Source organism: Cohnella lupini (genome assembly GCF_003386205.1).
Lineage (GTDB): Bacteria > Bacillota > Bacilli > Paenibacillales > Paenibacillaceae > Cohnella > Cohnella lupini.
Genome location: NZ_QRDY01000002.1, coordinates 463420 through 485467, shown reverse-complemented (window position 1 = coordinate 485467; position 22048 = coordinate 463420). Strand labels below are relative to the sequence as shown.

13 protein-coding genes are annotated in these 22048 nt (G+C 52.6%); 5 read left to right on the top strand and 8 right to left on the bottom strand.

Annotation, left to right across the window (positions count from 1 at the left end; genetic code table 11):
- Positions 1-614 precede the first annotated feature (614 nt).
- Positions 615-797: a hypothetical protein gene (locus DFP95_RS28640; RefSeq protein ID WP_147304138.1), complete on the top strand. Its 183-nt coding sequence runs from the start codon at positions 615-617 to the stop codon at positions 795-797.
- 433 nt (positions 798-1230) lie between these two features.
- Here the strand turns inward: DFP95_RS28640 and DFP95_RS06260 are convergent, their stop codons facing one another.
- The 5 genes from DFP95_RS06260 to DFP95_RS06245 all read right to left on the bottom strand — a co-directional run bounded on the left by DFP95_RS06260 (position 1231) and on the right by DFP95_RS06245 (position 9603).
- A complete protein-coding gene (locus DFP95_RS06260; RefSeq protein ID WP_115991711.1) occupies positions 1231-4326 on the bottom strand; it encodes a ThuA domain-containing protein in 3096 nt (1031 codons plus the stop codon).
- A 206-nt stretch (positions 4327-4532) separates the two neighbouring features.
- Positions 4533-5954, bottom strand: a complete 1422-nt coding sequence (locus DFP95_RS06255; RefSeq protein ID WP_342768189.1) for an extracellular solute-binding protein — start codon at positions 5952-5954, stop codon at positions 4533-4535.
- Positions 5951-6157, bottom strand: coding sequence for a hypothetical protein (locus DFP95_RS29690; RefSeq protein WP_342768188.1), 207 nt, complete (start codon positions 6155-6157; stop codon positions 5951-5953). Before DFP95_RS29690 ends, DFP95_RS06255 begins: the two co-directional genes overlap by 4 nt.
- A 184-nt stretch (positions 6158-6341) precedes the next feature.
- Positions 6342-8072: a sensor histidine kinase gene (locus tag DFP95_RS06250; protein WP_181907287.1), complete on the bottom strand. Its 1731-nt coding sequence runs from the start codon at positions 8070-8072 to the stop codon at positions 6342-6344.
- A complete protein-coding gene (locus tag DFP95_RS06245; RefSeq protein ID WP_115991709.1) occupies positions 8047-9603 on the bottom strand; it encodes a response regulator transcription factor in 1557 nt (518 codons plus the stop codon). The genes DFP95_RS06250 and DFP95_RS06245 overlap by 26 nt, the downstream gene beginning before the upstream one ends.
- 233 nt (positions 9604-9836) lie before the next feature.
- Here DFP95_RS06245 and DFP95_RS06240 point away from each other — a divergent pair, with 233 nt between their 5' ends.
- From DFP95_RS06240 to DFP95_RS06230, 3 genes are read left to right on the top strand one after another with little or no spacing between them, the layout of a single operon-like run.
- Entirely contained in the window at positions 9837-10751 is a 915-nt protein-coding gene (locus DFP95_RS06240) for an ABC transporter permease (protein ID WP_245987442.1), read from the top strand.
- Between the two features lie 17 nt (positions 10752-10768).
- Entirely contained in the window at positions 10769-11662 is an 894-nt protein-coding gene (locus DFP95_RS06235) for a carbohydrate ABC transporter permease (RefSeq protein WP_115991708.1), read from the top strand.
- Between the two features lie 35 nt (positions 11663-11697).
- A complete protein-coding gene (locus DFP95_RS06230) occupies positions 11698-13752 on the top strand; it encodes an alpha-galactosidase (protein ID WP_115991707.1) in 2055 nt (684 codons plus the stop codon).
- Here the strand turns inward: DFP95_RS06230 and srtB are convergent.
- From srtB to DFP95_RS06215, 3 genes are all read right to left on the bottom strand, one after another.
- A complete protein-coding gene (srtB, locus tag DFP95_RS06225) occupies positions 13747-14565 on the bottom strand; it encodes a class B sortase (RefSeq protein ID WP_115991706.1) in 819 nt (272 codons plus the stop codon). The genes DFP95_RS06230 and srtB overlap by 6 nt on opposite strands.
- A 100-nt stretch (positions 14566-14665) precedes the next feature.
- Positions 14666-15286 carry a carbohydrate-binding protein gene (locus DFP95_RS06220; protein WP_115991705.1) on the bottom strand — a complete coding sequence of 207 codons (621 nt, stop codon included), beginning with the start codon at positions 15284-15286 and terminating at the stop codon, positions 14666-14668.
- A gap of 981 nt (positions 15287-16267) precedes the next feature.
- Positions 16268-18364, bottom strand: a complete 2097-nt coding sequence (locus tag DFP95_RS06215; protein ID WP_115991704.1) for a carbohydrate-binding protein — start codon at positions 18362-18364, stop codon at positions 16268-16270.
- A gap of 409 nt (positions 18365-18773) precedes the next feature.
- Between DFP95_RS06215 and DFP95_RS06210 the strand changes: the two genes are divergently transcribed.
- Entirely contained in the window at positions 18774-21545 is a 2772-nt protein-coding gene (locus DFP95_RS06210) for an alpha-mannosidase (RefSeq protein ID WP_115991703.1), read from the top strand.
- Positions 21546-22048 lie beyond the last annotated feature (503 nt).

Genomic DNA, 22048 nt, shown 5'->3' with positions numbered 1-22048 from the left:
CTACACTTGCTTTCATTCATGTTACCGTACTCCCAAGCAGGCAAAACAGGAGTGAAACTTGGCTTTTGCAGTCTAATATTAGCCTTTAACGCGGAAGTGGCCGGACTTGTATTGCTGGCGCGCGCCAAAGTCAGCTTTGACCGCTCGAGAGGTGCTTCACCTCTTGCGGCGGGTGTAAGCGTAGGTAAGTCAGCGACTTTGTTAGATTGATCCGCCTCTCTTGGTGGCAGTTTTGGCGAAATAGCGGAACTTCGCTCCGTTATTGCGGCCGTTGGCGAGGGTTTGGAAAATAGCCGCTTTAGGTGCGGGTATTTTGGGCTTCAGAGGCACTTTCGGCGGATTAGCCATTTCTCGCGCGGGTATTTTTGGCTTCGGAGGCACTTTCGGCGGATTAGCCATTTCTCGCGCGGGTATTTTTGGCTTCGGAGACACTTTCGGCGGAATAGCCGTTTCTCGCGGGTATTTTTGGCTTCGGAGGCACTTTCGGCGGATTAGCCATTTCTCGCGCGGGTATTTTTGGCTTCGGAGTCACTTTCGGCGGAATAGCCGTTTCTCGCGCGGGTATTTGAGCTTCGGAGGCACTTTCGGCGGAATAGCCGTTTCTCGCGCGGGTATTGAGCTTCGGAGACACTTTCGGCGGAATAGCCGTTTCTCGCGCGGGTATTTTTGGCTTCGGAGGCACTTTCGTCGAATTAGCCGTTTCTCGCGCGGGTATTTTTGGCTTCGGAGGCACTTTCGGCGGATTAGCCGCTTTAGGCGCGGGTATTTTGGCTTCGGAGTCACTTTCGGCGGAATAGCCGTTTCTCGCGCGGGTATTTTTGGCTTCGGAGGCATTTTCGGCGGAATAGCCGTTTCTCGCGCGGGTATTTTTGGCTTCGGAGGCACTTTCGTCGAATTAGCCGTTTCTCACGCGGGTATTTTGGCTTCGGAGGTACTTTCGGCGGATTAGCCGTTTCTCGCGCGGGTATTTTTGGCTTCGGAGGCACTTTCGGCGGATTAGCCATCTCGCGCGGGTATTTTGGCTTCGGAGTCACTTTCGGCGGAATAGCCGTTTCTCGCGCGGGTATTTTTGGCTTCGGAGGCACTTTCGGCGGAATAGCCGTTTCTCGCGCGGGTATTTTTGGCTTCGGGGGCACTTTCGGCGGATTAGCCGTTTCCAGCGCGAGTAGCGCGAAAACGCCTCCGGTTCCGCTCAATCAGCGGATCCCGGAGGCGCTCTTCTTGCTTGCTTTATGGAGCCGAGATACCGTTCCCCAGAAAATCGAATTTGTTAACGTTGAACAGATAGCCGGAGCCCCCGACGAACGAGAAGAACACATCATGCTCTCCTGACGGAATATCGCTGAGCTCCCCTTGAACGTCGACCCACTTCTGCCAATCTCCCGTCACCGGAATTTTCAAAGTACCCAGCAGGGTGCCGGAGAGGGAATCCGCGCGGATCTCGATCGTTCCTCCCGCTCCCGCCGACGATACTCTGGCGCTTATTCCATCTATTCCCGCGAGATTCATCGCTTTGAAGGACAGCCAGCTTCCGTTCTCGATGAAGCCCACGTTAAGGCCCGCGCCGACATCGGACGTATTCTCGGTCTGCAGCTTGCCGCCGCTCCAATTATCGTAATACTCGGCCTGACGGTCCGAAGATAGAATAACGATCGTGGAAGTACCCGTTAACGCCGCAGCCTCCCCCGAACCTTCGTCTGTATAACTCGCCGTAATGTAAAAGAACGTATTCTCGATATTCGTATCGCTGACGACCGTCTCGAACGTACCCGTGCAGCCGTTCCGCGTCGGGCTCGGATGGGAATGCTCGTCATGCCCCAGCGCCGGAGTGACGCTTACCTTAGCGCAATCGATTTCCGCGTCCTCTGCATCCGTAACCGTAACGGCGTAGCTGATCTTATCGCCCCAAGCGAAAAATCCGCGCGAAGCAGGAGCGGTAATGGTCACGACCGGCGCATTGTTCCCGACCGTGATCGGTATCGTTACCGAAGCCGAATTATCCTTATTGTCGCTAACGGTCAGCTTCGCGTTGTAGTTTCCTTTCTTCTCGTACACGTAGCTTGGATTCGCCTCATCGGAGTCCGCTTTGCCATCTCCGTCGAAATCCCATGAGTAGGTTACGGGATCCCCGTCCGTGTCCACCGTATTATCCGAGTTGAAAGTCACGGAGAGCGGAGCCAGCCCGTTCGTCGCGCTAGCAGTAGCCTGGGCGCTAGGAGCCTGATTGCCCGCCGCGCCGGTATATAGAACCTTGGAGATTTTCCCGTCCGCTCCGCCCGTTCCGTATTCGGCAACGTAGAGGCTTCCGTCTTTGCCAATTTTCGCGTAGATCGGATGATCGAACTTCAAGTTCGTCAAGAAGGGGTTGATCTTCAGCAGCTGTCCCTTCTCGTCGAGTTTGACCTCCTTGAACCATTGTCTCGAAAAGTCGAAAATAACAAGCGATCGATCCAAGTAAGCCGGCATTTTGAACTCGTTATCGTTAGCTTTGTCGTATTGGTAGACGGAGCCGGCCGCCGCCGTTCGCCCCGTTCCATCGGTCATTTCCGGAAATTCGGCGCTCGGACCGTACGGATAATAGATAAGCGCGCTACGGGCTTCCGGCAGCTTTTGCCCACCGGTATTGTTGGGAGAATCGTTAGTTGGGGCCGCGCAATCGTAGGTTTTTCCGAAAACGCTAGTGGAGAAGCTGTAATCCCTGTAAGCCTTATTGTCCGCTATGCAGTATGGCCAGCCGTAATTGCCTGCAGTAGCCGCCTGGTTAATCTCGTCGTAGCCCTTAGACCCGCGAGTCGCCTTATCTATCCCCGCATCCGGTCCGACATCACCCCAATACACGGCATTATCGAACGGACTAACGGTAAACCGAAAAGGATTCCGCGTTCCCATGACGTAAATTTCCGGCCTGCCCGACCCGTCCGCAAACAAATTCCCTTCCGGGATGGCATAGGTTCCGTCCGGCAACGGCTTGATCCTTAGAATTTTCCCGCGCAGGTCGTTCATGTTGCCCGCCGTGCTCTGCGCGTCCCATGCCGCACGCCCGGCCGTCTCGTCCGTTGGAGCGTAACCATCGGATGAGAATGGATTCGTATTGTCGCCGGTCGATAAATACAGGTTGCCGTCCGCCCCGAATTCCAAATCTCCGCCGTGATGACAGCATTCCTTTCTCTGCGTCGGAACCTTAAGAACGATTTTCTCCGAATCGAGATCGATCTTATCGCCTTTGACCGTAAACCGCGACAGTCGGTCCGCGTTCTCCTCGCCTACCGGCGTGTAATAGAGATACAACCAATTGTTATTCGCGAAACCGGGATCGAGCGCGATTCCCAGTACTCCTTGCTCATTCCCGTTGACGATACTCAAAGTCGCCGCCAGCGTAGCGATTTCCGTTTCGGGGGAATACACCTTCACCATCCCGCCGATCTCGATATAGAACATACGGCCGTCCGGCGCGAAATCGAAGCCCATCGGGGCTTGAATGCCGGTCAGCAGTTCCTGCTTCTGATAGTTCATGTCATTGTATATCGTGGCCGAGCAGTCCCCTTCCGCTTGACCGGCAGCCCATTGAATTCCGCCGAGCATGTGCTGCAGGAACGCCGGATCTTGTTCGGAGTAACTTTCTTTGGCATGCCCCAATCCCGTATACCACGATCTGCCTCCGTCATATTCTTGGCACCAGGAGACGGGGTGGTCTTCGCCCATTTTGCCGCCTTCATACGATTTCTCGTCTACGGTTGCCAGAATGTGAACCTTGCCCCTCGGGTTGGCCAGAAAGTTGTACCATTCGTCCGACCGTTGCCAAGTCGAAGCCAGCGAAGCGGTAGAAGGATGCGCCTTGTCTGCGACTTTAACGGTCCCTTTCGCGAAGGCCGGATGATCCGTGAACATGCCGCCGACCAAATTCATGTACCAAGGCCATGAATGCAACGTGTCGGATGCCGAATGAATGCCCACGTAACCTTTGCCAGACTCGATATAAGCTTGAAAAGCGGCCTGTTCCCCCGAGTTCAGAATTTCCCCCGTCGTATTGAGGAAAATGACCGCCGCATACGGCGAAAGTCCCTCTTCCGTGAACTTTGCCGAATCCTCCGTCGCGTCTACTAGGAAGCCATGCTCCGAGGCAAGCTGCCGAATAGCCTCTAATCCAGCCGGAATGGAATCGTGGCGAAAGCCTTCCGTCTTGCTGAATACGAGCACTTTGAATTTCTCCGGCTCCTTCTTGCCCGTTGGCGAGTCGGCAAGCCAATAATAGCTCACGGCAATAAGTCCCGCGATCGCTAACAACGTCAAGCTGAACAGGACCTTGGCTTTAGCGGTTGTAAACATAATCGGCTCCCTTGTTCGGCAATAGGATGGAATTAACAATTTATAACAGTTTACCGAATAGGCACTCCAGCCGGGAATGAGCTAATCTTAACGTTTACAGGCGATTCCTATCTGATTGGGCTTGTCGAGTCGTTGATTTTATTCCGATATAAAATAAGAGCCGAACGACGCTGTCATGCGTCGTTCGGCTCTCTTCTGCAAAGACGTTATTTCCACAATTCCGAGCGTTCGGTGAAATTCTTGGTATACACTTTTTCGAGCTCCGAAAGTCCGGCCGTTTCCATCTCTTGAAGCATTTTATCGTACAGCTGCACGGCTTCTCCTTCAGTCGGAGCCATTACCATGCGAGGGAAATACTTGGAGCTCAGCTCGTTAACCTTCTGCTGCATGATCGCTTCCGGCGTTCCGCCGCTCGGGCCTAAATTGTCATAGAGAGCCGTATCGAAGGACGTGTCCGCCAGGTTCTTGATCGCTAGCTCGGCGACTTTATCCGTCTCGTAACGTCCGATCAAATCATATGGCGTTCCGTCCGAACCGGGACCGTTCTTGATCGTCCAAGTCCACTTCCGGATACCGGATTTCGTGGAATACCCTGCCCAATCCTTCTTGAAGCCTTCCAGCACCTCCGGTTTGGGAACGTGCTTGCCGTCTTTCATATCCCAATGCACGCCTTCTACTCCCCACATCAGAAGGTACTGCCCTTCTTCGCTAGCCAGGAAATCGAGGAATTGGATGGCGCGGACCGGATCCTTGTTGCTCTTGGAAATTCCGATTCCGTCCCAGCCGAGGGAGCTCTTCGGACCATAAGTCGTCTTGGCCGGATCCACACCGTCCGCTACGACCTTATAAGGGAAAAACTGGGCCTCTTCATTCTTGGACTGGTCTTTGGCCTCTGCTTTGAGAATCGCGTTAGGCTTGCCGGCATTCCAGAACGCGTCCGCCGTCGAGAAAATCGTCCCGCTCGCCAATTTCTGCTCATACTGCTGCGTTTTGTTGGTTGCCCATTCCGGATCGATCATGCCTTGCGTGTACAAGGAATTCATGAACTTGATCATTTCGATGTATTTGGGATCCTTCACGTCGGCTTTGATCTCGCCGTTCGTTTCGTAATAAGGCATTAATCCGAACATGCCCTTGAACGTTCCCGTGATCGCCCCCGTGTTTTCTCCGTTAAAAGTCAAAGGGTACGTGTTTTTGCCGTTAACCGTCGGATATTTTTCCTTGAATTTCTTGAGGAGATCCACGAACTCCTGCGCGGTAAACGGTTGTCCGTTCTCCGCCTTGTCGGTTGCCCCGAGTTCCTTGAGGACGTCCATCCTCATGAGAAATCCGAATACCGGGTATTGCTCAAGCCCGTACCAGTTCGCTAAATAATAGTTTTTACCGTCGGTATGCCGTGTCTTATTCAGCATATCTCCGTACATTTCCTTGATGTGCGGTCCGTATTGGTCGATCAGGTCGTTAAGCGGAGTCAGCGCTCCTGCCGCGATGTACTTGCTCAGAAGATCGCCGCGCGATATGGCCATAATATCCGACAGATCGTTGCTGGCCAGCATCAAGTTCAGCTTTTCCGATGGGTTGCCCGTCGGTTGTTGGATCTCCAGCGACACTCCGGTGCGTTTGGTCACTTCCTGAGCACGGGATTGTTGAACGCATCGCCGACGTTCTGATCGAAGAATGTAAATTTGATCGGCTTGCTATCCGCGGCTTCGCTTGCGCTCTCGCTTGCTTCCCCCGATGCGGGCGCGCCTGTCCCGGACGCGCTTGGACTTGCGGATGGTTTCTCATTGTTGTTGCCGCATGCCGCGAGCAGTGATACTAAAATTATCATGATAACCGCCAATCGAGTCTGACCCTTTGTCCACATCGCTAATCCGTTCCCCCTCAAATGTGATGACAGCGATTTCATTTCCGGTTTCATGCGGTTGAAATCGCTATTGATTAGCTTCATTTTAATCATCCGGCCTGCGACTTTTCTATATTACATTGTAACTAAACGTAACGGAAAACGACTTTCATAGAAACTTCGTCGTCATCGGAATGCGGATTTGTACCGACGTTCCGATCCCGAGCTTGCTGTACACCTGCACCCCGTATCGCTCTCCGTAGGCCAGCCTTATCCGCTTGTCCACATTGTAGATCCCGTACCCCTCGGACTGCCCGATTGGATTTCTCATCCTCTCGAATACGTCCTTTGGCATGCCCATTCCGTCGTCGATGACGGACAACAGAACGTCATTCCCGTCGGCAGCCAGCTTGATAACGATATTGATCCCGCATTCGTCGTCCCATATCGCGTGGTTGATGCAGTTCTCGATGAACGGCTGCGCGACCAGCTTTAACGTCGTGTAATGAAAGAGATCTTCATCTAGCACATAATGCACGTTAAACAGGCCCTGGAATCTGGTTTTCTGAATGGAAATGTAATGCTCGGTCAGTTTGATTTCCTTCTCAATCGTGATGCATTTCTTGCCCTTGTTCAGCGATATGCGATAAAACCTGGCTAAGTCGTCGGCCATCCTGTGAACCTGGGAATTGTTGCTTTTAATAGCGAGAGCAGAAATGGAAGCCAGCGTGTTGTAGAGAAAATGGGGAGTGATTTGCGCCTGGAGGCTCGTCATCTCCGCTTCGTTCTTGGACAGCTCTTGCTTGTAGACGTCTTGAATCAGATCCTGTATGGTAACCGACATCTTGTTCAAGGCAAAGGACAACTGGCCGATTTCATCGTCTCCCATGTGCGTGAAGGACAATGCGATGGATCCGCGCTCCACCTTGCGGATTTGCTGAAGCAGAAATTCGATCCGTTTGGTCATGAATTTGCTGGTGGCGTAAATCATGACAATGGCGGCAAGAATACAGGCCAGCGAAATGTAAAGCATTTTCGCCGTAGCCTTCTGGGCTTGTCCCAGAAGCTCCGCGTACGGAAGCAACACAACCGTTTTCCAGCCGTTTTTCAACGACTTTTGTATGACCATCGTATCTTTGCCGCCGATATCGGATATATCGGCGACGTTGCCGATATCGCCGTCTTTAATGCCGGAAGTGATGATATGGCCGTTCTCGTCGGCGACGATAATCGTTTTGTTGTTGTTTTCCTTCTCGATCAAGGAGAAGAGCTCCCTCTCCGAGATTTCCATGGTCAATATGCCGTAGGGGTAATTCAAGCTCAAATAATTCAGGGACCGTGCCAGCGTAACGGTCTTCGCCCCGGGAGATTGGTTATTCGGGAAAAATTGCGTAATATTGCCGGCTGCCTGGAGGGACTGTTCTCTTAAGGCATCAGGCAGCTCTTCCATATGCTTGATAAACAATCCGTCCGAAAACAGCGTCTTATTCTCCGTGTAAATGGTGATCGACTTCAGGTTGGGATTCATCGCGAGCATCTTGTACAGCGTTTTGTTGATATAGTCATAAGCGTCCAAAAAGGACAAATCCTTAGCTTTATAAGTGTTGATCAGATAGTTGCGCAATTGCGTATCCGAATAGAGCAAGGTCGCGACCTGGGAATACATATCGAGCTTGTTCTCGATATTTTTATTCACCTGGTCGATCGTGCTTCCGATGTTCTCGACTGCCTGATGGATCAACTGGTCCTTGACCGTCTGGTAGGAATAGAGCACCAAAAAGGAAATCGGTAAAATCGAGACGAGCAGGTAAACGAGAAACAGCTTGCTTCTCAGTCTCTGATTCCTGATTTTCCGATAAAGGCGAACGATGGCGTTAAAGAAACTTTTTGCGATATTCATTCGGAGTGACCCCTTGGTTTTTATAGAAAAAAGAACAGAAATAAGAGGTATTATCGAATCCGACGTTCCGCGCGACATCATGAATCTTCAGCTTCCTGTCGCGTAGCAAGCCGAGCGCCTTCTGCAGACGGACTTTAGTCAAATACTCATGGACCGTGCATCCCTTCTTTTCTTTGAACAGCACCCGCAAATAATTAGGAGACAAGTAAACCCTTCCCGCTAAATAATCGATCGTCAGCGCATCCGGATACTCGTTGTCGATGATTCCGGCCACTTGCTGTACAAGCATGGCGTGCCGGTCCCGATGCTTCTCCTCCAAGTAACCGCCAGCCCGCTCCAGTAAGTTCAGAACGAAGGATTTCATCCCCGCGACCGTTTCGATTCTAGCGACTTCCTGGTTCCATTCGGTAGAGTCGCCGAATCCCCTGTCAGCCCAATCCTCGTATTTGTATAATTCCGAGAAGATAGCCTGAATCAAATTCGACGTTACCCGATAAGCGGATTTTCTCGGTATTCGCAGCCGGACCATACTGTCGAAGATACGGCCCGCTTCCTCCTCTGCATCCGGCAGGTCGGATAATTGCAGCTTTTCCGGTAGCGCTTGAACCTCGAGGTTATCGAGCTCTTCGTTCTCCGCTTGCACGTTTCCGGAATATATAACATTGCCGGATCCTCTATAAAACCGTTCGTCTACCGCTTTCTCCGCTTCCTTGAGCATGTCTCGCGACTGTCTTAATAATCCCGCTTTTTCGCAGACTCCGATCGTAGCCGTCCATTCCCATGTTTTACGGATAGATTCGGATAGGGCCAGCCAGAAAAAGGAGAGATTCGTCCCTTCGGCGGCAGGGACGGCGAGAAACCACCGGTTGGCGCCGAGCCGGATAATCGTTCCCGATAGCGAGAAAGCCTCCAATTGAGAATGAAACACTTGGAAGGGATCTTCTTGTTCCTTCAGAAGCTTAGCCGTCGCTTCCGGAAGCGCGTGCGGATCGTCTACTTGCACAAGGGCGCCGACATACTCTTGGCTTAAATACCTCGGATCCAATCTCGTCAGCTCATGCCAGGTTTCCTGCGCGCTCTCGCCACCGGCTTCGCTTAGCAGATTCCCGATATTCTTTTCCGCCAGCATTTGCTTGGATCGACGCAGCAAGTTAGCCTTCTCCACCTCCTCTTTTACCTTCGACATGACTTCCGACAATTCGCCCGGGTTCACCGGCTTGAGAAGATAACCTACCGCTCCCGCGGAGAGGGCGGATTTCACGTAGGCGAATTCGTCATGCCCGCTCAGGAAGACGATTTTCATCCAATCGAATTGTTCCTGAATCAGCGATGCCAAGCGAAGCCCGTCCATGATGGGCATTCTTACGTCCGATAGAACGATGTCCGGCTGCAGAGTCTGAATTTGCTTCCATGCTATTCTGCCGTTTTTGGCGGAGCCTATGACGCGGATTCCCATACTCTCCCAATCAATATAGTTAATAAGGAGGTCAAGCTCTATGATTTCGTCCTCGACTAGATAAATGGAAAACATGCCGCATCTCTCCTTGCCCTATGATAAAGCCCATTATACTACGGGGTGGGCTCCGCGAAGATAGCGTTTTCAAACATAGTCGTTTTCCCGTATGTTTCTGAACATTGTAATATTGATAGCCGCGTCCGACGAGCCCTATACTTTCTACATCACATCGAAACGGGGTGCATCATTTGGAAACGGCAGCGTCGACATCGCTCAAAAAAACGGTTCCGGGCAAAGCCAAGAAGAAGCTGGTCCGCAAGCTGAGCGAACAAAAATATCTCCTGCTGATGCTGGCGCCGGCACTCATATGGGCCGTCCTATTCGCTTATTTGCCGATGGCGGGACTTTATATGGCTTTCGTTAATTATCAGCCGTCATTGGGCGACTTCTGGAACAGCCTTTACCATGCCGAATTCGTCGGAATAGATTGGTTCAACTACTTTTTCAAAAACGGCGATTTTTACATCATTATGAGAAACACGGTCGCGTCCACGATGCTAACCCTTCTATTCTCCTTTCCGGCGCCGATCATCATCGCAATCGCGATCAATGAAGTCAAGAACTCCATGTTCAAGAAAACGGTGCAGACCGTGTCATATCTCCCTCATTTTATCTCCTGGGTTATCGCGGCGAACATTATCGTAACGGTCCTGTCATCCGACGGCGTCGTCAACGGCTTGCTCAAATGGCTGCATCTGTCCGATAAAAGCATACTTTTCCTTCAGGAGGGCAAATATTTCTGGTGGATCGTAGCTCTCGGAAATACGTGGAAGGAAATGGGCTATAGCTCCATCATCTATCTCGCCGCCATTTCCTCTATCAATCTTGAATTGTACGAGGCAGCCAAAGTGGACGGAGCCGGACGTTTCAAGCAAATCCTGTACATTACGTTGCCGCACTTGAAGCCCACGATCGTCATCCTGCTCATCCTGTCCCTCGGCGGCGTCCTGAATGCCGGGTTCGATCAACATTTCCTGCTCGGAAACGGCTTAAATCTGGAGTATTCCGATGTCCTGTCGACCTATTCCTTCCGCTACGGCTTGCAAAACTCGATGTTCTCTTATGCTTCGGCAGTTGGGCTCTTCAATTCCGTCGTCGCTTTTATTCTGGTCGTAATCGTCAATTTCGCTTCCAAGAAGCTGAATAACCAATCGCTGTTCTGAAAGGGAGGTAACGCTAAGTGGCGAAAAAGCTTTCATTATCGGATACCCTTTTCGATATTTTCAATTACTCTTTTCTGGCCTTGATTTTCATTATCACGTTTTATCCGTTCTGGAATATTCTCGTCGTGTCCCTGAACGATGCCACCGATTCCGTACGCGGAGGATTGTACTTGTGGCCCCGAATTTTCACCTTGGACAGCTATGCCACGATTTTCCGCAATACCGAGCTGCTCGTTTCCGTAAAAGTCACCGTCCTGCGGACTTTGATCGGGACTCCGCTCTCCGTGCTGGCTATTTGCATGATGGCGTACTCGCTCAGCAAACGCGAATTGATCGCGTGGAGATATCTAACGCTGTTTTTCATCTTTACGATGTATTTCGGCGGCGGGCTGATCCCGACTTATATGATCATCAAATCGCTTGGCTTAATCGATTCCTTCTGGGTTTTCATTTTCCCGGGATTGATCGGCGTATTCCTTATGATCCTGGTTCGTACCTATATCGAAGGGCTGCCCGCGGAGCTTGAAGAGTCCGCGAAGATCGACGGAGCAAACGATCTGGAGATCTTCGCAAAAGTTGTCCTCCCGCTCTGCATCCCCGTCTTGGCTACTATTGCTCTATTTATCGGTATCGGTCACTGGAACTCCTGGTATGATTCGTATATTTATACTTACAAGCCGGATCTCAAAACCCTTCAAGCCGTCCTTGTCAAAATCCTTAACCAATTCCAGACTGGGACCATGCTGTCGGAGGCAGAAGCTCTCGCCAACAGCTCCAAGCGGATTCCGGTGTCCGGCGAAAGCATCCGGATGGCCGTAACGATGGTGGCGACGATTCCGATCGTGATGGTGTATCCGTTCGTGCAGCGTTATTTCGTCAAGGGCATTATGATGGGTGCCATCAAGAGCTAGGACTTGAGTTTGAAAGACAAGGGGAGGAATATTCATTGCTTAGTCAGAACATTCAGATCGAATCGGATTCGAATATCATGGCCGTCGATAACGGGCTCGTTCGTTCGGAAGCCAATCTTCACGACGGTACTTTGGCTTTTCACTGGCGGGATGGAAGAGCGATCCGCGGGCTGTACGGCGAATTGAAGGTCGGATCCGATTTGTTGAGGACGAGCTTATACGAAAATCATAGTGTAGACGAAGCTTCGATTCAGCCGGTGGAAGACGGGTTCGGCCGAGGCATCCGGTGGACGTTCAAGCATTCAACGCCCGGCAAACCAGCGATTCGTCAGCACTTGTGGAGTTATGAAGGGATGCCATACGTGTTCGTGGAACTCGACTCGAGACAGGAAGCCGAGTGGGAAACGAATTATATGTCGCCGCTTGCCTCGCTTCGCAACGACGGCTCGGTTATCGACTTCGGCAGCGGGAGCAAAGGGGAAATTCGCGTTCTGTTCGTCCCTTACGATAATGATAAGTGGGTCCGTTACGGATCGCACGCAATCCCCTGTTCCGTGGAGAGCTACGAGGCAACCGCAATCTATGACAAGGACGCCCGCAAAGGTTTCGTTCTAGGTTCGGTCACGCATGATTTCTGGAAAACCGGCTTGCAAGTAGAAGGAACTTGGGCCGGAGAAGTCTCGCGCCTTCGTGCGTTCGGAGGGGTGACTGGGCTCCAGACCCGAGACACTCTGCCCCATGGCAACGCCCGCGGTCTTGTCAATGTGTCCCCTCGCATCTTCGTCGGCGCTTTCGACGATTATCGGGACGGCATGGAAGCTTTCGGCCGGGCGAATGCGGTGATCGCGCCGAAACTCCCCTGGGATGGCGGCGTTCCGTTCGGCTGGAACAGCTGGTCGGCCGTTATGGGTAGACTGGACTTCGACGTTTACGTGCACACATCGGACTTTATCAAGCAGAGCCTGCAACAATTCGGTTTCTCGAATGACGGCGTCGTTTACATCAACTTTGATGCTTTCTGGAATAAGCTGACACCCGAGGAACTGAGCGAGTCGGTCAGGCGGGTGCGGGCGAACGGACAGAAGCCGGGCATTTATTTCTCGCCCTTCGCATATTGGGGTAAAGATCCCGAAAGACCGGTCGAAGGCTTCGAGGGATATGCTTACCGCGATCTGCTGTTAAAGGATCATGCGGGGAATCTCCTGCCGACGCTGGACGGCGCTTATGCCATGGATCTTAGCCATCCGGTTACGCTTGAACGGATTCGGAGAGAACTCGACAGGTTCGTAGAATGGGGTTTCGAATACGTGAAGGCGGATTTCCTTGCGCACGGCGCGCTAGAGGGCAAGCACCATCTTCCGGACGTGCGAAGCGGCATTCAAGCTTATCATCTTGGGATGGCCGTCATCCGCGATACGTTGAAGCCGGAACGGATTGGGAGGCCCTTCTTCATCAACGTCTCCATCGCTCCGTTGTTTCCGCACGGCTATGCGCACAGTCGGCGAATTTCCTGCGATGCTTTCGGACTGATCGGGGATACGGAATATATGCTGAATGCCTTGACTTACGGCTGGTGGATTAACGACACGCTGTACAGATTTAACGACCCGGATCACACGGTCTTGCACAAAAGCGATAATCAAAAAGAGACCACGGCGCACGAAGGAAGAAGCAGACTGACCGCATCGGTTATTGCAGGGACGTCTCTCCTTCTCGGCGACGATTACCGGCTGGAAGAGGCCGCGGCTAGGGCGCGTTCTTGGATGACCCGTCCCGAAGTCATGGACCTGGCTCGCAAGGGAGTAACCTTCCGACCGGTGGAAGGAACGAGCGGGAACAAGGCCGAAGACATTTATCTGCTTCAATCAGAAGACGAAGCTTGGGTCGCCGTCTTCAATTTCGACCCTGACCATGCGGTGAGCAAGCGGATTGAACTGACAAGATTGGGAATACAATCTGGCAAGGAAGTATCCGTAAGAGAGATTTGGGATGGCAGGGAAATGAGGTTTGATGACGCAAGGAAAGCTATCGAAATAGAGTTGCAGCCGGCTGAGTCCGTGCTGTTGCATTTTCGGAATCAAAGTCTATAATTCCCCGGCCGCCGCCAGCTTCGCATGAACGACGAACCTGGCGTCATCGAAAGCGGAGGAACATGTCGACAGAGTCAGTACGACGTCATCCGCCGTCACTTCCACGCCGGACTCGTGCAGCGACTTCTTCTTCACCGTGTTCAAGAATGTCCGGAACTCCGCATCGGACGAGAAATCCGTCCGTATATAATCGAACGACGAATCCGTCGTATACGCCGAGAAAATAATCCATGTCCCATCCCCGTAGATCGTATCGAACTCGATTGTCGGCTTGTTTTCGAAATTCCACCTGCTCTCGTACCCCAACAGGTCCGCGAACATCGTCTTGTTTTTCATATCGTGGCCATAGAGGATGTAGTGACGGCCAGACCCGCCGACCTCGTTCCTGTAATCCATGAAAATACTTCCGGCAGCGTTCTCGTTCCCGTTTACGTCGTGCCCGAGATAATACTCGTTATCCTCGGCTTGCGTTACGGGATAGTCGATTCTCGTGTCCCCGATTTTTACCCAACCGACGATATCCTTATTTCTCTTGACCAGCTCCGTGAATCTTGGGTTAAAAGTCCTCGAGTCCATGACCGCAGGCTCAAGCCGCGGCTCGGCCGACTCGATCGTTAACGCAGACTCCGTCCGGACTGACAAAGGAGCGGTTGCAGGCTGCTCGTAATAGACTTCTTTGATCTCCGAATACGTCTTTCCGTTCTCGTAACCGTCCAGCCAATAAGCTCCCATTTTATACAGCGAAAATAGCAACACGACGGCGCCGGCCGCGAACAGGGCTTTGCCGGACCACTTAGCGTAGATCGTCTTCATGGGATTCCCCTCTTCGGCCAAATAGGGAAGTCCCTCCGCCGCATCGTCGGCATCGGGACTTCCTTTACGCTGGAATGATCATGAATCCACTCGATACGGTTTAATGTTGGCGCCTGGCGAGCGATTTTCTGGACAAGACGATCGCGCCTGCCGCGGCGACAGCCAAAATAGCGTACAGCATGATACCGTTATCGCCCGTTGCCGGATTCGCCGCGGGTTCTGCTTCGCCACCGCCGCCGGCCGCTTCAAATGAAATGCCGCGAACGTTGATGTCGCCGTCCGTGAACACGACGTAGAGATCATGCGCTCCCGTCAGTCCCGTAACTGGGGCTTCGAACCACTGGTACTTCTGCCAATCGCCGGACGGCTCGTAATTTACCGTAGCGAACGGGGTCCCTTTCGGGTCGTCCGCCAGGAAAGCGATCGAGCCGGCCGCGTTCGGAGTCGCGACTTCGATCTTGACCTTGGCAGCGCCATCGGCGCCGAAATCGACTGCGCTGAACTTCGCGTAGTTGCCTTTGACGATGTAGCCGAGGTTCTTATTCTCGTTCTCTTCGATTCTAAGGCTGCTGCCGTCGCCGAATTTACCGGAGTCGCTGTTCAGCTCGGAGTTGTCGCTCGGCAGAATCGTGCCGTAAGGATCCACCGCCGCGAAAGCCAGGCTTGCGCCGCAAACGAAGAACACTAATGCCATGGACAAGACCAATAACGATTTTTTCATTTTTTACGCTCCTTTTGGGTTTGAAGTACGTTCTTGCGTTAGACGTTTGCTTCGAGCTCTTGCTTTAGCCGGTCGCTTCGAGATGTCGCTTCGTACTGTGCTTCGAGCTTTTTGCCCGATGCGCGAATGAGGTTGCGGTATCGCCCGCCTACCTCGGGATGAAAAATCGCCCGAGGTCTAACCTACCACCTCCTTAGTGACCCTGACCGGCAGATTGTAAGTGCTTTCATTTATTTGTTTCATCTGACTTCGATTTCGATTTTCTACGCTATCTTATAATTTCCGTAACAACTTCAACATGAGGCGTTCTTAAATTTTCCGGTACGTGGCTATCCTGTTTGCGACGAATACCGTGCGTTAGTCGCCCTCGGTTCTTTTTGGCCGCGCGAGTACAACGGAAACCGACTATGGTGGGACATCCAGTAACTTTGCGAATCTCATAGTCGGAGAATCCGACTATGGTGGGGCATTCCGGAACTTTGCGAATCTCATAGTCGGAGAATCCGACTATGGTGAGACATTCCGGAACTTTGCGAATCTCATAGTCGGAGAATCCGACTATGGTGGGGCATCCATCAACTTTGCGAATCTCATAGTCGGAGAATCCGACTATGGTGGGACATTCCGGATCTTTGCGAATCTCATAGTCGGAGAATCCGACTATCGTGAGACATTCCGGATCTTTGCGAATCTCATAGTCGGAGAATCCGACTATGATGGGACATTCCGGAACTTTGCGAATCTCATAGTCGGAGAATCCGATTATGGTGAGACATTCCGGAACTTTGCGAATCTCATAGTCGGAGAATCCGACTATGGTGGGACATTCCGGATCTTTGCGAATCTCATAGTCGGAGAATCCGACTATCGTGAGACATTCCGGAAGGTACCCGCTATGGACAGACGTCCGTTCGCCTTTCCGAGAACATGAAAAAACGGTTCCCGGGTAACTAGCTAGCCCGGGAACCGCTCGCCGACGAATTATTGATGGCTCGTCGGATGCGCGACCGTTAACGGAATCTGCCCTTTAAAGAGTCTCGTAATATCCCCCGCGAGCCGGAGATAGAAGTCCGAGGACAACGCTACTCCGTCGACGTCAAGCGTAAGGAAATATTGATTGGTCGGGATCATCGAGCTGTTCTCGGCGATTTTGGCGATGGCGGTGCCTTCGTCGTACTCGTCGAACATCGCGATATATCCCGTGTTAATCCCTAGATCCTTCATGTTGTAGGCTTGCCGCCACATGAAATCTCCGTGAAGGCGCGGATTCTCGTTCCGCGGCCCGCCGGTCATGTTCGACCATGCCGACCCCGGCCAGATGACGGGCTGGTAAGCGATATTGCGCTGCTGCGTATACGTGAAATCCGGTCCGTACTGGCTCGCTTTATAGGCATCCACATCGCTGGTGCCATTGCGGCCGAAACGTCCTACGAACCATGGGGATAGCATGTCTAACGACTCGTATACGCTCATGAAATCGGATTTCGAATCGTTGTTGCCCGTTCTCCAATAAGTCGGCACGCCTCCGATCACGTACACGCCTTGATTTTTGAACCAACTGATAAGGTTCGCATGCTCGGCCGCCGTTCCCGGACGGTCCGTGAATCCGATGCCCCATATGCACACGACGATTTTGCCGTCTTGTCTCGCGTACGCGGAGGAACCCGTCAGATTCATGTTATTCACGATATTCGTCGTCCAGTCGTGCTTAACCGCGTTGAGCCAATTGCTTGCGTTCATGCCCGTAATGTCGTACATGACGTAAAATTTGCGATTGTACGTTTCCGCCGCGTTTTTAACCTTAACGGCTACGCTATCCCGGTTCGTTTTCCAATTGTTCGGCGTATCGCTCTCGTCCGCCCCGAACCGCTGCAAGGCCGCGCCGTCGATATTGTAAGTCTGCATCCATTCGAAGTGCTTATTGACGGTTTCTTGGTCATAGGAGGAAAATAGCTTCGCCTGCGTTCCGTTTCCGAAATTCGCGAGATTCGTCTGATAGAGCTTCGAATATTCGCGGATGTCCGGATAAAGCTCGAAGTTCACGTTGGAGTTGGCGGTCGGCGCGCTGCTGTTCTTGGACCAGTGAACCCATCCGCTGTTAGGAGAGTTATCTCCCGCGGAGTTAAACCACCCTTGGTATCCCGCGAAAATTTTGCCTACGACGTCGCCGCCGCCAACCGGCGGAGTCGTCGTGCCGAACTTAAACCAATTGACGTTGAACAGATTGCCTGCTCCTCCCGTAAACTTGAAGTACACGTTGTGGACTCCCGTCACGTTGGAGATTGCGCAAGTCTTGGTAACCCAATTCTGCCATCCGCCCGTTCCCGTCACCGCGCACGTTCCGGCCAGGGTTCCCCCCAAGCTGTCCAACCTGACCTCGATATTGCCGCCGGCCGCGTTGCTGGCTACTCGTGCTTGGAAGGACGTCGCGCCGCTTCCGAAATTGACCCCGTTAAAAGCCAGGTAATCCGCATTGTCGATCCAGCCGACATTTTGACCTCCCTCGCTCGCAGCCTCCGTCTGAATTCCTAATTGGCTGGAGTATGCCTCCGCCTCGATTTGGTTGAAGGCGGAAAGGCCGCTGACGAATTTGGACCACAGAATGTTGAACAGATTCCCGCTTCCTCCCGTGAATTTCAAATACAGGGTATGCACTCCGCTCGCATTACCGCTTAACGAGCAGGTCTGGGTCGTCCAATTCTGCCAGCCTCCCGTACCGGGTACCGCGCAAGTCCCGACGAGCGTTCCCGTTAAGCTATCCAGCCTGATCTCGATGTTCCCTCCGCTCGCGTTGCTCGCCACCCGAGCCTGGAAAGAGGTCGCGCCGCTTCCGAAATCGATGTTCGTAAAGGCGATATAGTCGTTGTTATCGATGAAGGCGACGTTCTGTCCTCCTTCGCTGGAAGCCTCTAGCTGAATTCCGGACTGGCTGCTATAGCCCGACGCGTTGATCTGGTTGTACGCCGAAGCCGCGGAAGCGACGGACGGCGAGAACGTAAACTGGGCAAGGACGAACGCGACCACCAATGACCAAACGAGGACTAATCTTCTTCCGGAAAACGGATTATGAATGCTCATGAATAATTACCCTCCTCGAATATGAAATGCCTGCAAATAATGCAATGAATGCAATGCATACCTTTGCCACTCGCGGTTACTGTGCCGAACATCCCTCCTTTTCTCCGCTACCCGTACTCTATATCCGACTCGATTCTCTTTTTCCCACCACCTTCCTTCGGACTTTTAGTAGCCGTGAAAGGGCTTTCAAAAATGAACTCGCCCTCTCAAAAAAATCTTATATGATCGCTAGCCCATTAAATAGGAGTCAATCTTAAAATTTACCATGAGATTCCTATCCATTTTCTCGCAGACAACCGGACGCCAAGATCCAACCATAAAGTTTACTATTCTCTTATTGTCGGAAGAGGTGCGCTCCCGTACAATTACCATGTATATCCAACTCTATTCATAGAAATGAGGCACCCTCATGAGCACGCCGAAACGGGTCATCCACGTCATTTCCCATACCCACTGGGACAGGGAATGGTATATGCCATACGAAGCCCACCATGTGAAGCTCATCCAGACAATGGACGTTCTGCTCGATACTTTCGAGTCGGACCCGGATTTTCGCAGCTTTTATTTGGATGGCCAAACGATCGTTCTAGAAGATTATTTGCAAGTATATCCGGAGAAAAGAGAGCTTCTGCAGCGTTTGTGCAAGGAGGAGAAAATCTCGGCGGGGCCTTGGTACGTTCTTCAGGACGAATTTCTAACGAGCAGCGAAGCGAACGTCCGCAATCTTCAGATCGGCCACCGCGACGCTGCCGGGTTCGGACCGGTATCCAAGCTGGGCTACTTCCCGGATTCCTTCGGCAACATGGGGCAAGCTCCCCAGTTGCTTAAGCAAGCCGGCATCAACAATGCGGTTTTCGGACGCGGAGTCAAAGCCACGGGCTTCAACAACCAAGTCGGGGAAGACTCCAACCTGGAATCCCCGTTCTCCGAGTTGATGTGGGAATCTCCGGATGGCTCGCGGGTGCTAGGCATCTTGTTCGCCAATTGGTATAACAACGGCATGGAAATCCCCGTGGACCCTGCCGAGGCCAAGCTCTATTGGGATCATCGGATCGATAGCGCCAACCGTTATGCCTCAACCCAGCATTTGCTGCTCATGAACGGTTGCGATCATCAGCCCGTGCAGACAAATCTTTCGGAAGCGCTACGGGTAGCCCGCGAGCTGTATCCCGAGCATGAATTCATACATTCCAACTTCGACGATTATATCAACGACGTCTTCGCCTCCTTGCCGCCTAAGCTTAGCGTGACGCGAGGAGAGCTGCGTGGACAGAAAACGGACGGCTGGTTCAGCCTGGTCAACACGGCGTCGGCCCGTGTCCCGATCAAGCAGCTGAACCAGCGGAATCAGACGCTGCTCGAGAAAATCGCCGAGCCGTTGGCGACTTTCGCGTCCGGCGAAGGCAAGCCTTACCCTCATGCGCTGCTTCAATACTCGTGGAAAACGCTCATGCAGAACCATCCTCACGACAGCATCTGCGGCTGCAGCGTCGACGAGGTCTATCGCGAGATGGAGATCCGTTTCGCCAAAAGCATGGAGGTAGCCAAGGCTATCGTTCAGGAGAGCGCGAAGTATTTGAGCGATCGGGTCGATACTTCGGGTTTCGAAGAGTTGAGTCGAGACGCAACGCCTTTTGTCGTGTTTAATTCGAGCGGCTACGAGGGATCGTCCGTCGTTACGGTGGAGGTCGAGTGGTCCAGACGCTACTTCAAGCAGAGCGAGAATCCCGTTCAAGTCGCGGAAGAAGTGAGGCTACGAACGCATGCAGACGGTTTCCTAGTCAACCATCTGGGAGCTCGAATCGACTTTGTTGCAGAAGACTTGGGTGTCAGATTCGGATACGACCTGCCGGACGACAAGTTCAGGCAGCCTTATATGGCGAGAGCTTTGAAGTTGACCTTCGAGACGGGGGAGCTCCCCGCTATGGGTTACGCGACGTTCGCTTGGATTCCCGATGCGACACGCGCTCGCGGTCAGGATAGGGATTCCGGAAATTCCTTAATTGTCGGCCCTTCCGCGCTGGAAAACGCCTACCTTCGCGTAACGGTAGAGCAAGACGGCGGCATCGCAGTGCTTGACAAGGCAAGCGGCCAGTTGTTCGAGGGTATGGGCCATTACGAGAACGTGGGCGATATCGGTAACGAATATATATTCAGGCAGCCGGATGGCGATCTTCCTATTACGACGAGAGGAAACCCCGCGCTCGTTCGCATCGTCGAGGACACTCCTTCTCGTGCGACGATTGAAATCGTCCAGAGTATGGAGATCCCTTTATCCGCGGACGAGTTGCTTGAACGAGAAGTCCGGACGATGGTTTCGATTCTCGAACGGAAATCCGGACGATCGAAGAGCCTCGTCACGCTTAGTTTGGTTACCCGCATTAGCTTAGAGCGACTGGGCAGAAGCGTGCGAGTGCAAGTCTCCTTCGATAATCCGGCCCAAGATCATCGGATTCGCGTTTTATATCCGACCGGCGTGCAAGCGTCCACCCACTTCGCCGATTCGATCTTCGAGGTGGCCGAGCGGCAGAACGTTCCTTCGGCGGAATGGCGGAACCCTAGCTATTGCCATCACATGCAAGCTTTCGTAGACGTTCACGAAGACGGTCGCGGGTTAACCGTCGCCGGAAAAGGCTTGAACGAATACGAGGTATTGCAAGACGGGAACAACACGATCGCGGTAACGCTGCTTCGTTCCGTCGGCGAGCTTGGAGACTGGGGCGTATTCCCGACTCCGGAAGCCCAATGTCTCGGGCGTCATTTCGGGGAATGGACGATCGTTCCGCATGGCGGACATGACCGGATCGCCGCATATCGGGAGGCTCACCGTTTCGCGGTTCCCGTCACTCCTTGCCAGACTGGCCTCCACGCTGGGACACTTCCTCCGCGCTACGAGTTTATCCGTTGGGATGGGGATGGCGTTCTCTTCTCCAGCCTGAAAACGAACGAACAACGGGGAGATTGGATGGCAAGATGGTACAACGTTACGGGAGCATCTAGCGTAATTCGGCTTCATACGGCAAATGTCGCGGAGGCTTACTTGAGCAACATATTAGAAGACGAGACCAGTATAGAGTACGAGGCCATTTCAAGGGCAACCGTTACCGCGTCGGAGGCAAAAAGCAGCAAAGTAACACCTATCGGAGCTTATGAAATATTGACCGTCGGCTTGAAGAAATAGAATCGAGAGTAGCAATCGGTAAGCAGGGGCGGTTGATGGAGGGAGTTGTTCGAATATTTCGAGCATTCTCCCTCCACGACTGCCTCCTTGCATTCCAGTTTCTTTTTTCTGTGCATCTTTGGCTCGAATATAGTCGGAAAAGCGGCTTGGGCGTTAGGGGCTTTCTTGTCTGCGCTCATTATAGTCGGAAAAAGCGACTTTGGTGCGATGGACTCTCTTGTCTGCGCTCGTTATAGTCGGAGAAAGCGACTTTGGCGCAGGGGGCTCTCTTGTCTGTGCTCGTTATAGTCGGAGAAAGCGACTTTGGCGAAGGGGGCTCTCTTGTCTGTGCTCGTTATAGTCGGAATAACCGACTTTGGCGCAGGGGGCTCCCATGTCGTGCTCGTTATAGTCGGAATAACCGACTTTGGCTGCGCGGCTCTCATGTTCGGCGCATGTTTGCGCTCGTTTTAGTCGGTAAAACCGACTATACCAGCGGGACTCGCATGTTGGCTCGCAAGTCG

Bases quoted from the DNA above. Each gene is read 5' to 3' on its own strand.
- DFP95_RS06260 (WP_115991711.1), bottom strand. From the start codon at position 4,326: ATGTTTACAACCGCTAAAGCCAAGGTCCTGTTCAGCTTGACGTTGTTA.
- DFP95_RS29690 (WP_342768188.1), bottom strand. From the start codon at position 6,157: ATGATAATTTTAGTATCACTGCTCGCGGCATGCGGCAACAACAATGAG.
- DFP95_RS06250 (WP_181907287.1), bottom strand. From the start codon at position 8,072: ATGAATATCGCAAAAAGTTTCTTTAACGCCATCGTTCGCCTTTATCGG.
- DFP95_RS06245 (WP_115991709.1), bottom strand. From the start codon at position 9,603: ATGTTTTCCATTTATCTAGTCGAGGACGAAATCATAGAGCTTGACCTC.
- srtB (WP_115991706.1), bottom strand. From the start codon at position 14,565: ATGAAGACGATCTACGCTAAGTGGTCCGGCAAAGCCCTGTTCGCGGCC.
- DFP95_RS06220 (WP_115991705.1), bottom strand. From the start codon at position 15,286: ATGAAAAAATCGTTATTGGTCTTGTCCATGGCATTAGTGTTCTTCGTT.
- DFP95_RS06215 (WP_115991704.1), bottom strand. From the start codon at position 18,364: ATGAGCATTCATAATCCGTTTTCCGGAAGAAGATTAGTCCTCGTTTGG.
- DFP95_RS06210 (WP_115991703.1), top strand. From the start codon at position 18,774: ATGAGCACGCCGAAACGGGTCATCCACGTCATTTCCCATACCCACTGG.